Annotated in this window: 16 protein-coding genes; 6 read left to right on the top strand and 10 right to left on the bottom strand. The window is 68.7% G+C overall.

Annotated elements, in window-relative coordinates; genetic code table 11:
* Together OC184_RS07655 and OC184_RS07650 are read left to right on the top strand one after the other, a co-directional pair.
* Positions 1-123, top strand: a 123-nt coding sequence (locus OC184_RS07655; protein ID WP_265506608.1) for an SDR family oxidoreductase, incomplete at its 5' end; no start/stop codon positions are given.
* Between the two features lies 1 nt (position 124).
* Positions 125-1,525, top strand: coding sequence for a mannitol dehydrogenase family protein (locus OC184_RS07650; RefSeq protein ID WP_378926973.1), 1,401 nt, complete (start codon positions 125-127; stop codon positions 1,523-1,525).
* 306 nt (positions 1,526-1,831) lie between these two features.
* Here the strand turns inward: OC184_RS07650 and OC184_RS07645 are convergent, their stop codons facing one another.
* The 3 genes from OC184_RS07645 to OC184_RS07635 are packed head-to-tail and all read right to left on the bottom strand — an operon-like array spanning position 1,832 to position 4,672.
* Positions 1,832-2,776 carry a sugar kinase gene (locus tag OC184_RS07645; protein WP_265506603.1) on the bottom strand — a complete coding sequence of 315 codons (945 nt, stop codon included), beginning with the start codon at positions 2,774-2,776 and terminating at the stop codon, positions 1,832-1,834.
* Positions 2,773-3,987 carry a mannonate dehydratase gene (uxuA, locus tag OC184_RS07640; protein ID WP_265506602.1) on the bottom strand — a complete coding sequence of 405 codons (1,215 nt, stop codon included), beginning with the start codon at positions 3,985-3,987 and terminating at the stop codon, positions 2,773-2,775. The genes OC184_RS07645 and uxuA overlap by 4 nt, the downstream gene beginning before the upstream one ends.
* 10 nt (positions 3,988-3,997) lie before the next feature.
* Positions 3,998-4,672: a GntR family transcriptional regulator gene (locus OC184_RS07635; RefSeq protein WP_265506600.1), complete on the bottom strand. Its 675-nt coding sequence runs from the start codon at positions 4,670-4,672 to the stop codon at positions 3,998-4,000.
* 107 nt (positions 4,673-4,779) lie between these two features.
* On the opposite strand from OC184_RS07635, the gene OC184_RS07630 reads away from it, so the two are divergent.
* Complete coding sequence (locus OC184_RS07630; protein WP_265506599.1) at positions 4,780-5,076, top strand: PRC-barrel domain containing protein; 297 nt, start codon at positions 4,780-4,782, stop codon at positions 5,074-5,076.
* 15 nt (positions 5,077-5,091) lie between these two features.
* On the opposite strand, the gene OC184_RS07625 is transcribed toward OC184_RS07630, so the two are convergent.
* The gene (locus OC184_RS07625) at positions 5,092-5,553 is read right to left on the bottom strand and encodes a GNAT family N-acetyltransferase (RefSeq protein WP_265506598.1); all 462 of its coding nucleotides are present in this window, start codon (positions 5,551-5,553) and stop codon (positions 5,092-5,094) included.
* A gap of 28 nt (positions 5,554-5,581) precedes the next feature.
* Positions 5,582-6,712 (bottom strand): aminotransferase class V-fold PLP-dependent enzyme, encoded by a 1,131-nt coding sequence (locus OC184_RS07620; protein ID WP_265506597.1) that lies wholly within the window; start codon positions 6,710-6,712, stop codon positions 5,582-5,584.
* Positions 6,713-6,857: 145 nt separating this feature from the next.
* On the opposite strand from OC184_RS07620, the gene OC184_RS07615 reads away from it, so the two are divergent.
* Genes OC184_RS07615 through OC184_RS07605 form a run of 3 tightly spaced genes read left to right on the top strand, consistent with a single transcriptional unit; the run spans position 6,858 to position 10,227 of the window.
* Positions 6,858-7,568: a type 1 glutamine amidotransferase gene (locus OC184_RS07615; protein WP_265506596.1), complete on the top strand. Its 711-nt coding sequence runs from the start codon at positions 6,858-6,860 to the stop codon at positions 7,566-7,568.
* Positions 7,565-8,920: a glutamine synthetase family protein gene (locus OC184_RS07610; RefSeq protein ID WP_265506595.1), complete on the top strand. Its 1,356-nt coding sequence runs from the start codon at positions 7,565-7,567 to the stop codon at positions 8,918-8,920. Before OC184_RS07615 ends, OC184_RS07610 begins: the two co-directional genes overlap by 4 nt.
* Positions 8,917-10,227 carry an NAD(P)/FAD-dependent oxidoreductase gene (locus OC184_RS07605; RefSeq protein ID WP_265506594.1) on the top strand — a complete coding sequence of 437 codons (1,311 nt, stop codon included), beginning with the start codon at positions 8,917-8,919 and terminating at the stop codon, positions 10,225-10,227. Before OC184_RS07610 ends, OC184_RS07605 begins: the two co-directional genes overlap by 4 nt.
* Positions 10,228-10,263: 36 nt before the next feature.
* On the opposite strand, the gene OC184_RS07600 is transcribed toward OC184_RS07605, so the two are convergent.
* The 5 genes from OC184_RS07600 to OC184_RS07580 are packed head-to-tail and all read right to left on the bottom strand — an operon-like array spanning position 10,264 to position 13,384.
* Positions 10,264-10,725 carry a tellurite resistance TerB family protein gene (locus OC184_RS07600; RefSeq protein WP_265506593.1) on the bottom strand — a complete coding sequence of 154 codons (462 nt, stop codon included), beginning with the start codon at positions 10,723-10,725 and terminating at the stop codon, positions 10,264-10,266.
* A 40-nt stretch (positions 10,726-10,765) separates the two neighbouring features.
* On the bottom strand, positions 10,766-11,059 hold the full coding sequence (locus OC184_RS07595; protein WP_265506592.1) for a DUF1330 domain-containing protein: 294 nt from the start codon (positions 11,057-11,059) through the stop codon (positions 10,766-10,768).
* Positions 11,056-11,913 carry a PhzF family phenazine biosynthesis protein gene (locus OC184_RS07590; protein WP_265506591.1) on the bottom strand — a complete coding sequence of 286 codons (858 nt, stop codon included), beginning with the start codon at positions 11,911-11,913 and terminating at the stop codon, positions 11,056-11,058. The genes OC184_RS07595 and OC184_RS07590 overlap by 4 nt, the downstream gene beginning before the upstream one ends.
* Before the next feature lie 47 nt (positions 11,914-11,960).
* A complete protein-coding gene (gene ppk2 / locus OC184_RS07585; RefSeq protein ID WP_265506590.1) occupies positions 11,961-12,863 on the bottom strand; it encodes a polyphosphate kinase 2 in 903 nt (300 codons plus the stop codon).
* 56 nt (positions 12,864-12,919) lie between these two features.
* Positions 12,920-13,384 (bottom strand): hypothetical protein, encoded by a 465-nt coding sequence (locus tag OC184_RS07580; RefSeq protein WP_265506589.1) that lies wholly within the window; start codon positions 13,382-13,384, stop codon positions 12,920-12,922.
* Positions 13,385-13,394: the final 10 nt, after the last annotated feature.

Genomic DNA, 13,394 nt, shown 5'->3' with positions numbered 1-13,394 from the left:
CCCGCCGGCCGGTGGGGCCGCCCCGAGGACATCGCCCAGACCGCCGTCTTCCTCGCCGCCCCCGCATCCGACTATGTCAACGGCGCAATCATCAACGTCGATGGAGGCTGGCTTGCAAGATAGGTTGCATCGCACACCGTCGGACGCACCGGCAGGGATCGTGCATCTGGGCCTTGGTGCTTTCTTCCGCGCCCACGGGGCGATCTTCGTGTCCGAGGCGATGGAGGCATCGGGCGGTGACTGGGGCATCATCGGCGTCTCGCTGCAGTCGCCCGGCACCCGCGACAGGCTGAAGCCGCAGGGCTGGGCCTATACCGCACTTGAGCTGGGTCCCGAGGGAGAGACCGCGCAGGTCGTCACGGTCCTGCGCGACGTGCTGGTTGCGCCAGAGGACCCGCAGGCCGTGCTGGACGCGATGGCCGCGCAGGCGGTGCGGATTGTCAGCCTGACGGTGACCGAGAAGGGCTATTGCCACGAACCCTCCACGGGGCGGCTGAACCCGGATCATCCCGACATCCGCCATGACCTTGGCCACCCGCTGCCGAAATCCGCGCCCGGTTTCCTCGTGCGCGCGCTGCAGGCGCGGCGGGCGGCGGGGCTGGATCCGTTCACGGTCCTCTGTTGCGACAACCTGCCGGAAAACGGCCGCGTCGTGCGGGGCGTGGTGCTGGACCTGGCCCGGCTGGTCGATCCGGCGCTGGCCTCGTGGATCGAGGCGAAGGGCGCCTTCCCCTCGACCATGGTCGACCGGATCGTCCCCGCCACGACGCCCGCGGATCTGGACCGGCTGGAGGCGCTGACCGGCCACCGGGACGAGGCGCCCGTCATGCACGAGCCATTCCGCCAGTGGGTGGTTGAGGACAGCTTCGCCTGCGGACGCCCCGACCTGGGCGCGGTGGGCGTCCAGCTGGTGCAGGACGTCACCCCGTTCGAGTATATGAAGCTGCGGATGCTGAACGGCACCCACTCCAGCCTGGCATATCTTGGCTATCTGGCCGGCCACGAAACCATCTCCGACACGATGGCCGATCCGGTCTTCGCGCGCTTCGTCGACCGCCTGTGGCGTGACGAGATCATCCCCGCGCTGACCCCGCCGCCGGGCGAGGATCTGCCCGCCTATGCCCGCGCGCTGCACAACCGCTATGCCAACCCCGCGATTCGACATCGGACTTGGCAGATCGCCATGGACGGCAGCCAGAAGCTGCCGCAACGGATCCTGGGCACCATCGTCGAAAGCCGGGCCGCCGGACAGCCGGTTCCGGGGTTGACGCTGGCCGTCGCGGCGTGGATACGCTATACCTCCGGGCGCGGCGAAGACGGGCAGGGAATCGAGGTCAAGGACCCGCTGGCTCCGCAACTTGCGGCGCTATGGCGCGACGATCCCGCGCAGACTGTGGCAGGGTTCCTGTCCCTGTCGCAGGTCTTCCCCGCCGCCCTGCGCGAAGACGAAGGCTTTGCCGCCGACGTGACAGAGGCCTTAAATCGCCTGATCCGCAAAGGCGCGCGCGCCGCCGCCGATGGTTGATCCACGGCCGGGTCCGCCCCCTGGAGCGCATGTGAGGCAGCGTTCCGCCAACAGGCGGACGCCGGAGTCGGCCGAAGGGCCGGCCCGCCGCCTCCGCAGGCAGGCCAAGCGGGAGGATGGTTTCTCGATCACGCTGCTCACAGGCGCGACCCGGCGGCTTCAGGGATGGTGAGCGCTTTGCAGACGCAAGGGGTCTTTCATGGCTGCCTGAACGGCCACACGTGCAGGGACAAATAATCCCTGCGGCCTTGTCCATGCGGGGCCGTCGGGATCAATGAAACCAGATGGGCGCGCGGCCAGCCCTGTTCAGGCCGGGGCAGGGCGGTCCGAGGTCCGCGTCGCCACAGCTTCCAGCGCCGCCGGGACAAGGGCGCCGCGGTGGCGGATGACCTGACGGCTGAGGGCGTGGCCGGCGCGGATCGCGGTCTCGCAATCGGCGCCTGACAGCCAGGCGGCCAGATAGCCTGCGTTGAAGCTGTCACCGGCCGCCGTGGTGTCCAGGGGCGCCTCTGGCGTCAGGTCCGCGACCGTGCCGTCGCCTTCGATCCCGCCGAAGGCCATCGCCGCGCCACCGTTCTTGACCACGACCTGACTCGCTCCGGAGGCCAGGTAGCGGGCCACGGTCGCGGTGGGGGCGGCGTCGCCGAAGAAGGCGGCCTCGTCGTCGAAGCTTGGCAGGACCAGGTCGGCCTCTCCGGCGGCGGCCTGCACCAGGGCGCACATCGTCTGCGTGTCGGGCCAGAGGCGCGGCCGCAGGTTCGGGTCGAAGACCACTGTGGTTCCCGCGGCGCGCGCGTCCCGCAGGGCCGCCAGCAAATTCGCGCGGCCCGCCTCTGGCAGGATCGCCAGGGTGATGCCTGACAGATAGGCCAGCCGGCAACCGGCCAGCGCCGCCGCAAGCTCTGCGGGATCGTCCGCCAGCCGCCGTGCGGCCGAGCTGTCGCGCCAATAGGCGAAGCTGCGCTCTCCGTCCCTCAGGCTGATCGCGTAAAGGCCGATCTCCCGGTCAGCCTCGCGGCGGATATGGGCGGTGGAGACCCCTTCGCTGTCCAGAAAGTCCAGCATCCGGCTGGAAAACTCGCCGGTCCCGACCCGCGTCAGATAGGCGACCTGCCAGTCGACGCCCAACAGGCCGCGCAGGTACCAGGCCGTGTTCAGCGTGTCGCCCGCCATCCCCAGCCGCCAGAGCCCCGGCTGATCGGCCTGGGACATCTCGACCATGGCCTCGCCAATCGACAGGATGCGGTTCATGCCGGCACCCCGTGGCTGCGCGACAGCGCGGCCTCGACCCCGCGCAGCTCGGCCAGGCCCTTCAGGCGGCCGATGGCGGGATAGCCGGGTTGGCCGCCGCGGCCGATGTCGTCCAGGATGTCCTGCCCGTGATCGGGGCGCATCGGGATCGACGCGTCATTGCGGCCCAGATCACGGCGGCGCGCCTCCTCGGCCAGAACGGAGTCGATCAGCGCGACCATGTCGGTCTGCCCGCCCAGATGCTCGTCCTCGAAGAACGAGCAGGGCACCAGATCGTCGTCGCGGCGCACGTTGCGCAGGTGCAGGAAATGCACCCGGTCGCCCAGGCGGCGCATCATCCCCGGCAGGTCGTTGTCAGGCCGCGCCCCAAGCGAGCCCGAGCAGAGCGTGACGCCGTTCGCGGGCAGGTCCACGGCGGCCAACCGCTCGACATAGTCGGCCTCGGTCGACATGATGCGCGGCAGGCCCAGAAGCGGGAAGGGCGGATCGTCGGGATGGCAGCAGAGCCGCATCCCCAGGTCCTGCGCGACCGGCGCAACCTGTTCCAAGAAGTCGTGGAAATGGCGGCGCAGCACCGCATCGGTGACCGGGGCATAGCTGGCCAGCAGATCGCGCACGTCCGGCATCGACAGCCGTTCCGCCGCGCCTGGCAGGCCGAAGACGACATTCGCGGCCAGCTGGTCGCGGCGCCCCTGCGGCATTTGGGCAAAGCGACGCGCGGCGGCGTCCTGCAAGGCGCCGGGAATGTCCTCGGCCGCGCCGGGACGCTGCAGGATGTGCAGATCGAAGGCCGCGAAGTCCACCAGGTCGAAGCGCATGCAGCGCGCCCCGGTCGGCCGCCGCCACGCCAGGTCCGTCCGCGTCCAGTCCAGCACCGGCATGAAGTTGTAGCAGATCACCCGGATGCCCGCCGCGTGAAGGTGCCGCATCGAGGTGATCCAAGCCTCGACATGCGCGCGCCAGTCGCCGGTCTGGGTCTTGATCGCCTCCGAGACCGGCAGGCTCTCGACCACTTCCCAGGTCAGGCCCGAGGGGGCGCCGTCGGACATCACGGCGATGGCATCCTGACGCCTGCGGATCTCCTCGGGGGTCCAGACCTGGCCAGTCGGGACGTGGTGGAGGGCGGTGACGACCCCCTGCACGCCGGCCTGCAGCATGTCGTCGACGGATACGGGGTCGTTGGGTCCGAACCAGCGCCAGGTCTGTCGCATCGGGGGCCTTTCAGTCGGTGAAATAGTCGGGATGGGCGGCGGCGATCTGCGGAAGCTCGGTCAGCATCTGGCGCAGATGAGCGCGGACGGCAGCCTCGGCCGCGTCGGCATCGCGCGCCTGGAGGGCGGTCAGGATGGCGCGGTGCTGTCCGATCGTCTCGCTTCGATCGAAGACGCGCATGGACATGTGGCGCAGGCGGTTCATCTGCGACTTCAGGCGTTCCAGGTCTTGCCAGACGGCGGCCTGTCCGGCAGCCAGCGCCATGGCCTGGTGGAAGCGGTCGTCTGATGCGATGAAGGCCGCCACGTCGCCCTGCGCGTTGGCGCGGTCCTGGACGGACAGCTCGGCCTCCATCGTGGAAAGATCGGCGTCGCGATCGGCCAGCATCCGCGCCAGGTCGCTTTCGACCGCCTCGCGGATCAGCCGCGCCGACAGGACCGCGCGGGCCGAGATCTTGCCGATATAGGTACCGCGCTGGGGGCGCACCTCGGCCAGGCCGTCGCTGGCCAGGCGGATGAACGCCTCTCGGACGGGCTGGCGTGAGAGGCCGATCTGCTCGGCAATGTCGGTTTCCGACAGGCGCGCCCCCGGCGGCAGATCCCCTCGCAGGATCCGCTGATGCAGCCAGTCATGGACCTGCTGGGCGGTCGTGACGGGGCGGGCGATGAGGGTTGCGTCGGTCATTGATCCTCCGCGGCCTGTGTATACCATACTTCCATACAAGTAAAGGGCAGGAGGAACCGATGTGTCTCAGCATGGTTGGGATGCACACGAGCAGAGGAGGCTCAATAATGGACCATACCAACCATACCCGGCTGGACCAGAGCGAACTGACCGAGGCCGTCCTTGACGGCGCCACCGTCTATGGCCCCGGCGATGAAAACGTCGGCAGCGTGTCCCACACCCACGGGTCGGGTGCATCCTGCGAGGTCGTGATCGACGTCGGCGGCTTTCTGGGCCTTGGCGCCAAACCGGTCAAGGTGCCGGCGCGGCAGATCGACTTCATGCGTGACGAGAGCGGCACCGTCCACGGGATGACGACCCTGACCAAGGACCAGCTGAAGGCCATGCCGCGCCATGAAGATTGATGCGCCCAGGTTGCGTCACAGCGACATGGTCATGAAGACCGAGTTCGGGTCCATGCGGTAGGACCCGAACGGCGGGCATTCCATGAACCCCTCCCGAAAGTAGAGCCCCCGCGCCGCCGCGAAGCTGCCCTGTGCGCCCGTTTCCAGCGACAGGCGGTGCAGACCCGCGGCGCGGGCGTGGGACAGCATGTGCCGCAACAGCATGCGGGACAGGCCCCGGCCGCGATGCTCGGCCAGGACATGCATCGACTTCAACTCGCCTTCCAGGCCGCCGAGCTGTTTCACCGCCCCCATCGCGACAGGCACTCCGCCATCGCGGGTCACGAAGAAGGTGATCTCCGGCACGGCCAGCAGGTCGCGCGGCAGCATGTGGATGGACTCAGGCGGCGTGTCCGCCTGCATCTCGGCGCTGTGGCGTTGGAACAGCAGGTCCAGGTCGGACCCAAGCGGGCTTTCGATGGCGATGGTCAGGGTCATGTCGGGCCTTCAGCCGTTGCCGCCGGACCTAGCCCAGGACCTTGTCGAGGACCGGCTTCAGGCGCGCCATGGTGCCGTCGACGTCCTTCAGCTTGTCCAGCCCGAAGAGGCCGATCCGGAAGGTCGAGAAGTCCGCGCCCTCATCGACCGCCAGGGGCACGCCCGCCGCGATCTGGGTGCCGAGTGCCGCGAAGGCGCGACCCGACTTCACCTCGGGGTCGGCGGTGTAGCTGACCACCACGCCCGGTGCCTGGAAGCTTTCGGCCGCGACCGAGCGGATGCCCCGCGCGGCCAGATCCTCGCGCACCGCGCGCCCCAGCCGCCATTGCGCGTCGCGGGCAGCCTCGAACCCCATCGCGCGGGTCTCTTCCATGGCGTCGCGGAAGCCCAGCAGCGCATCGGTGGGCATCGTCGCGTGATAGGCGTGGCCGCCGTCCTCGTAAGCCTGCATGATCGCCCGCCATTTCTTCAGATCCAGCGCGAAGCTGTCGCTGTCGGTTGCGGCCAGCCTTTCGGCGGCGCGGTCCGACAGCATCACCAGCCCGGCGGCGGGCGAGGCCGACCACCCCTTCTGCGGGGCCGAGATCAGCACGTCCACGCCCGTGCCCTTCATGTCCACCCAGACGGCCCCCGAGGCGATGCAGTCCAGCACCATCAGCGCGCCGACCTCGTGAGCGGCCTGCGCCAGCGCCGAAATATAGTCGTCGGGCAGGATCAGCCCGGCCGACGTCTCGACATGGGGCGCGAAGACCGCATCGGGACGGGCCTCGCGGATCCGGGCCACGACGTCCTCGATCGGCGGGGGCGCATAGGCGGGCTGGGGCGCGTTCCCCTGCGGGCGGGCCTTGACGACCGTCACCTCTCGCGCGAACCCGCCGGCCTCGAAGATCTGGCTCCAGCGATAGCTGAACCAGCCGTTCCTGACGATCAGCGCATGGGCGTCACGCCCGAACTGGCGCGCCACCGATTCCATGGCATAGCTGCCGCCGCCGGGGACGATGGCGACCTGCGCCGCGCCATAGACCTCGGCGAGCCCGGCCGACAGGTCACGCATCACCTTCTGGAAGCGCCCCGACATGTGGTTCAGCGAGCGGTCCGTGAAGACGACCGAGAACTCGTCAAGGCCGGCGGGATCGATCTCGGGGCGCAGGTGGGGCATGTCGGGTCCTTTCGCTGTTCACGCAAAGATTAGCGCCGGCGGGACGGGTCGGCCAGACCGCCAAATGGCGCAGGCGCCGATCCCCCCTTGCGGCGCCCCCCATCGCGTGACTACCTTCGCCATGTCAGCAACATCAAGGATTTCCATGCGTATCGGCATCCTTCAATGCGGCCAGTCGCCTGCCCAGTTGAAGCAGGCCCTGGGCGACTATCCCGACATGTTCGTCCGCCTGCTGGACGGGCGCGGCTTCGATTTCCGCACTTGGCATGTCGAGGAGATGGAGTTTCCCGACCACGTCACCGACGCCGACGGCTGGCTGCTGACCGGATCGCGCCACGGCGCGTACGAGGACCACGCCTTCATCCCGCCGCTGGAGGATTTCATCCGCCGCGCCCATGACGCCGGTGTGCCGATGGTGGGGATCTGCTTCGGCCACCAGATCATCGCGCAGGCGCTTGGAGGCACGGTCGTCAAGCATCCGGGCGGATGGGCGGTCGGCACGCAGGATTACGATTTCGGGGGCGAACCCGTACGCCTGAACGCCTGGCACCAGGACCAGGTCGTGGCGCTGCCGCCGGGGGCCGCGGTCGCCGGGCGCAACGCCTTCTGCGAGAACGCCGCTCTGATCTATGGCGACCGCGCCTTCACAGTCCAGGCGCATCCCGAATTCGACGACGCCTTCGTCCAGGGCCTGATGGACACGCGCGCCAAGGGCGTGGTGCCCGACGACCTGCTGCAGGCGGCATCCGCCCGCATGGGCGAGGCGAAGGGATCGGCGCAGCTGGCCGACCGGATCGAGGCGTTCTTCAAGCAACCGCGCGCGCTGGCGCGTCACGGCGCGCAGGGTGCGGCATGACCGACTGGACCGACAAGCTGCCCCGTGCCGCGCGCGACTTCATGGCCGGACGGCGTCTGGATGAGGTCGAATGCATCGTCGCCGACATCGCCGGCGTGGCACGCGGCAAGGCCATGCCCGCGTCCAAGTTCGCGCGACAGGAACGGTTCTACCTGCCGAACTCGATCTTCCTGCAGACGATCACGGGGGAATGGGCTGACAACCCGGCGGGCGCCTTCACGGAACCCGACATGGTGATGGCGCCCGACTATTCGACCGCGACCGCAGCGCCCTGGACCGCCGACTGGACGATCCAGGTGATCCACGACGCGCTGGACCAGCAGGGCAACCCGGTGCCGATCGCCCCAAGGAACGTGCTGAAACGCGTCGTGAAGCTCTACGAGGAGAAGGGCTGGAAACCCGTCGTCGCGCCCGAGATGGAGTTCTTCCTGGTCGCCCGCAACATCGACCCGAACCAGCCGATCATCCCGCCGATGGGACGCACGGGACGCAGGGCGGCCGCCAAGCAGGCCTATTCCATGTCGGCGGTCGATGAATACGGCAAGGTCATCGACGACATCTATGACTTCGCCGAGGCGCAGGGATTCGAGATCGACGGCATCCTGCAGGAAGGCGGTGCCGGGCAGGTCGAGATCAACCTGAACCACGGCGATCCGGTCGCCCTGGCCGACGAGATCTTCTATTTCAAGCGCCTGATCCGCGAGGCCGCGCTGCGCCACGACTGCTTCGCGACCTTCATGGCCAAGCCCATCGAGGGCGAGCCGGGCAGCGCGATGCACATCCACCATTCGGTGACCGACATCGCGACAGGGCAGAACATCTTCTCGGACACCAAGGGCCGAGAGACGCCGGCGTTCCTGCACTTCGTGGCCGGGATGCAGAAGCACCTGCCCGCGGCGGTGGCGCTGCTGGCGCCCTATGTGAACAGCTATCGCCGTTATGTCCCCGACTTCGCGGCGCCCATCAACCTGGAATGGGGCCGCGACAACCGCACCACCGGCCTGCGCGTCCCGATCTCGTCGCCCGAAGCCCGGCGGATCGAGAACCGGCTGGCGGGCATGGACTGCAACCCTTACCTTGGCATCGCGGCCAGCCTGGCTTGCGGATACCTGGGCCTTCTCGAGGGAGAGAACCCGCGCGCCGAATGCCTGGGCGACGCCTACATGTCCGAGGACGAGCTGCCCTACAACCTGGGCGACGCGCTGGACCTGATGATCGAGAACGAGGCCATGCGAGGCGTTCTGGGAGAGGAGTTCACCGCCGTCTACGAGGCCGTTAAGAGGAATGAATACAAGGAGTTCCTGCAGGTGATCAGCCCGTGGGAACGTGAACACCTGCTGCTGAACGTATGAACCTGCTGCACCTGAACGACCGGCCGGGGGAGTATCCGCCCAGCCTCTATGCCGCGCAGGCCGGCCCGCAGCCGGGTTTCACCCCCCTGCACGGCGAGGCGCGGGCCGATGTGGCGGTGATCGGCGGCGGCTATACCGGCCTGTCGGCGGCGCTGCACCTGGCGCGGCAGGGGCTGTCGGTTACCGTGCTCGAGGCGCAGCGCGTGGGGTTCGGGGCGTCGGGGCGCAACGGCGGCCAGATCGGCTCAGGCCAGCGGCAAGAGGTCGACTGGCTTGAATCGCGGCTGGGTCGCGACACGGCCCGACGCCTTTGGGACCTGGGCGAGGAGGCCAAGGCCCTGACCCGCGCCTTGGCAGAGGAGGCGGGCGTACCGGTGCGGAACGGCATCGCCCATGCCTGCCGCACGCAGGCCGAGGTCGAGCATGCCCGCCGCATGGCCGAACATCTGGCGCAGCACTATGGCTATGCCCAGGTGCGCCCGCTGCACCGCGACGGTCTGGCCGAGGTGCTTGGCAGCACCGCCTATGCCGGCGGCGACCTCGACATGGGCGCAAGCCATGTGCATCCGCTGGCGCTGGCCTTGGGGATGGCCCGGCTGGCGCGGTCGGCAGGCGCCACGATCCATGACCGAAGCGAGGTCACCCGCATCGACCACGGCGCCCGCGCGGGCGAGGCCAGCCGCGTCCACACGGCCGAGGGCGTTCTTCGCGCAGATCACGTGATCCTGGCCTGCAACGGCTATCTGGGTCGGCTGGACCCGGCGGTCGCTGCGCGCGTCATGCCGATCAACAACTACATCGTCGCGACCGAGCCCCTAGGCGACCGCTTCCCAGAGATCCTGCCCGGCATGAACGCGGCCGCCGACACGAAGTTCGTGGTGAACTACTGGCGGCTGGACGATGAGCGCCGGCTGGTCTTCGGCGGCGGCGAGACCGCGACCTACCGCTTTCCGCGGGACATCTTCGCGGTCGTGCGGCCGCACCTGCTGTCGGTCTATAAGCAGCTGCGCGACGTGGCACTGACACACGCCTGGGGCGGGACGCTGGCGATCACCATGAACCGGATGCCGTATTTCGCGCGTCCCGCGCCGAACTGCCTGTCGGCCAGCGGCTATTCCGGCCACGGGGTCGCGCTGGCGACCCTTGCCGGGCGGCTGATGGCCGAGGCGGTGGCGGGGCAGGCGGGGCGCTTCGATGTCATGGCCGCGGTGCCGACGCGCCCCTTCCCCGGCGGCGCCATGCTGCGCGCGCCGCTTCTGGTGGCGGGGATGGCCTGGTACGGGCTGCGCGACCGGCTGGGGTTTTGAGGGCCGGGCACCAGCTGGTGAACCGGCAGGCAGAACTCAGGCCGGCCGCTGGCCCATCCGTCCCAGCACCTGCTGGCGGATCTGCGCAGATTCGCGGTCCGAGATCCCCAGAAGACCTGCGACCAGACGGATCAGGCTTTCCTCGTCCATGCCGCGATCCTCGTCGGCATAGGCGACCTCCCACAGGGCGGCGATGATCCCCGCGCGATCATCCAGCGCGATGTGATCCTTGATCTGGCGGGTGAACTGGACCGTGTCTGCGGCGCCGGCTTCCAGCGCTTCGGCTTCGGCGCGGCGGGTGGCGGCCTCGTCGGGCGACAGGCCGCGGCGGCGCGCCAGCACCCGGTCGATGCGCTGGCGTTCGGCCTGGTCATAGTGATCGTCCGCCCGTGCCAGCCGTACCAGAAGCGCGGCGACCGCCAGTTCTGCCGCCTCGCCGTCCAGCGGCGCGTGGGTCGGGCCCTCGCCCATCAACCGAGTCAGAATATCCTTGAACATGGTCCCAGACTGGCGCCTTCGCGTGCCGGTGGCAAGGCGCCTAGCCGTCCCATCCCTCGACGATGATCACATCTGCGGCAGAGACCGGGTCCCGCAGCGCCTTGGCCGCCTGGTATCCGGCGCTGGCATAACAGTCGCGCGCCGCCTGCAGCGACGGAAACTCGATCACGACGCTGCGCGGCCGGCCCTCGCCCTCGACCACCTGCTGCGGCCCGCCGCGTACCAGGAAGCGTGCGCCATGTTTGGCGAAGGGGGCGGCATTGGCGCGGCGATAGGCTTCGTAGGCGTCCGGGTCGTCGACCGTCACATGGGCGATCCAATAGGCCTTGGTCATGGCTCCTCCGAGATGCGGATGCGTCCTTGGGCTACGCGGACGGCGCGGCCGGAGACGTGGACTTGCGCCAGCTTGCCGCCCCGCACCGTCACGCGCAAGCCGATGCGGGAAGGCCGACCCATCTCGATGCCCTGGCGCAGGTCCAGCCGCGTCTCGCCCTCGGACAGCGCGCCCGCGACCAGAAGGGGGGCCGCAAGGGCCGCCGCGGCCGACCCGGTCGCGGGGTCCTCTGGGATGCCGTTGGCCGGCGCGAACATCCGGGCGCGCAGGCCCGCCCCCTCGGCGGCATAGCAATAGACCTTTGCCACGTCGCGCGTTAGCCTGTCGAAGTCGACCCCCGCGGGCCGTGCCGCCTTCAGCGCCGCCACGTCAGACAGCGGCACGAAGATGAAATCGGACCCGCCCGAGACGACCATCGGGCAATGCGCGCCGAAGCCCACCTGCGCAGGCGACAGCCCCAGGCCGCGCGCCGCTTCCTCTGGATCAACCGGGCGGCCCGCCTGCGGCAGGACCGGCGACATGAATTCGGCCAGGCCGCCGGTGATGCTGACCGGGACGGGGCCGGCCTCCTCCTCCAGCACCAGATCGCCGTCGGTACCGCCAAGATGCAGCGCGCATCCGATCGTCGGATGGCCTGCGAAGGGGATCTCGGTAAGGGGCAGGAAGATGCGCACCCGCGCGGCGTGGCCCGGCTGGCGGGGCGCCATCACGAAGATCGTCTCTGACAGGTTGAACTGCCGCGCGATGGCCTGCATCTGGGCCGTGCCAAGCGCATCCGCGCCCATGACGACCGCCAGCGGGTTGCCCGAAAAGGGGCGGTCGGTGAAGACGTCATAGACGTAGAAATCCAGCATGCGGTTCATCTTCTGAGCGTGACGATCCCAGACGGGCCGAGGGTCCCTCAGTATTTCTGCGGCACATACAGCTCGCGTGGCAAGACGTCGCGTTCATAGTCGGGGTTGAACACCCGCTCGGGCAGGCGGATCTCCTCGTGCGGGACATCGCCATAGGGGATCAGCCCCAGAAGGTGGCTGATGCAGTTCAGCCGCGCACGCTTCTTGTCGTTGCCGGGCACGATGTACCAGGGCGCCTCGGGGATGTTGGTGCGCTCGAACATGTCCTCCTTGGCCTTGGTATAGGCTTCCCACCGGATGCGGGACTGCAGGTCCATGGGCGACAGCTTCCACTGCTTCAGCGGGTCGTGGATGCGGATCTGGAACCGCATCTGCTGCTCCTCGTCGGTGATCGAGAACCAGTACTTCACTAGGCGGATGCCCGATCGGACCAGCATCCGCTCGAACTCGGGCACGTCCTGGAAGAACTGCTCGACCTGGTCCTCGGAAGCGAAGCCCATCACGCGCTCGACCCCTGCGCGGTTGTACCAGCTGCGATCGAACAGCACGATCTCTCCGCCCGCCGGCAGGTGCGGGACATAGCGCTGGAAATACCACTGCGACTTTTCCCGGTCCGAGGGGGCGGGCAGGGCCACCACGCGCGCGACGCGCGGGTTCAGGCGCTGGGTAATGCGCTTGATCGCGCCGCCCTTGCCGGCCGAATCGCGGCCTTCGAAGATCACGACAACCTTTTCCTTGTGGTGGCTGACCCAGTCCTGCAGCCGGATCAGTTCGGACTGCAGGCGCAGCAGCTCGTGGAAATAGGTCTTGCGGTCCATCTGGTCAGGATGGTGGTTGCGATAGATCCGCCGGATCTCCTCGGACAGGACCGCGTCCTCGAGGTCGATCTCCATGTCCTCGTCCAGTGTTTCCTGAAGCTCGGCTTCCAACCAATCGTGATAGGTGTTCATTGTCGTCTCCGGCAGGGTCGTCGGGGGGTCTAGGCGCGGAATGTAACGGTCATGCGTCAGTTGCCGAAAAGCGCGGCGCATTCGGGCGTGACGGCCAGGACAAGCCCTTCGCGCGTGCTGTCCACCGTGCCGCACCACGTGCCCTGGACAGAAAACAGGCTGCTCGTACCCCGCGCCGGGCGATAGGCGATGCGGCGTCCGGCAGTATTGAACACGTTCAGGACGCCTGTCGCGCTGGGGGCGTAGTATCCGCGCACCTCGCCATCGGCGGTGAAGATCAGCCGCCCGTCGTTGGCGGGGTTCGAGGGCCGGTTCTCCCATGCCGACGGCGAGTTGGCGGTGTTGCCCGACGAATTGGCGGCCGCGTTCGGCTGGTTCGCGGTTCGGGCGGGGCTGTTGGCCGGGTGGCCCGGTCCCAGCTCGAACGGCAGCTGCGTGCGGTCGATCACCACCAGCGGCGCGTCGGCCAGCGCAGGCGCCGGCGCCAGCAGAAGAAGCAGGGCAAGACGGCTGGGGGACATTGCGGTTCTC

It is taken from the genome of Paracoccus rhizosphaerae, from assembly GCF_026162645.1.
GTDB classification, from domain to species: Bacteria; Pseudomonadota; Alphaproteobacteria; order Rhodobacterales; family Rhodobacteraceae; genus Paracoccus; species Paracoccus rhizosphaerae.
Note: the sequence above shows the minus strand (reverse complement) of the source record. Positions and strands in the feature narration are given on the sequence as shown.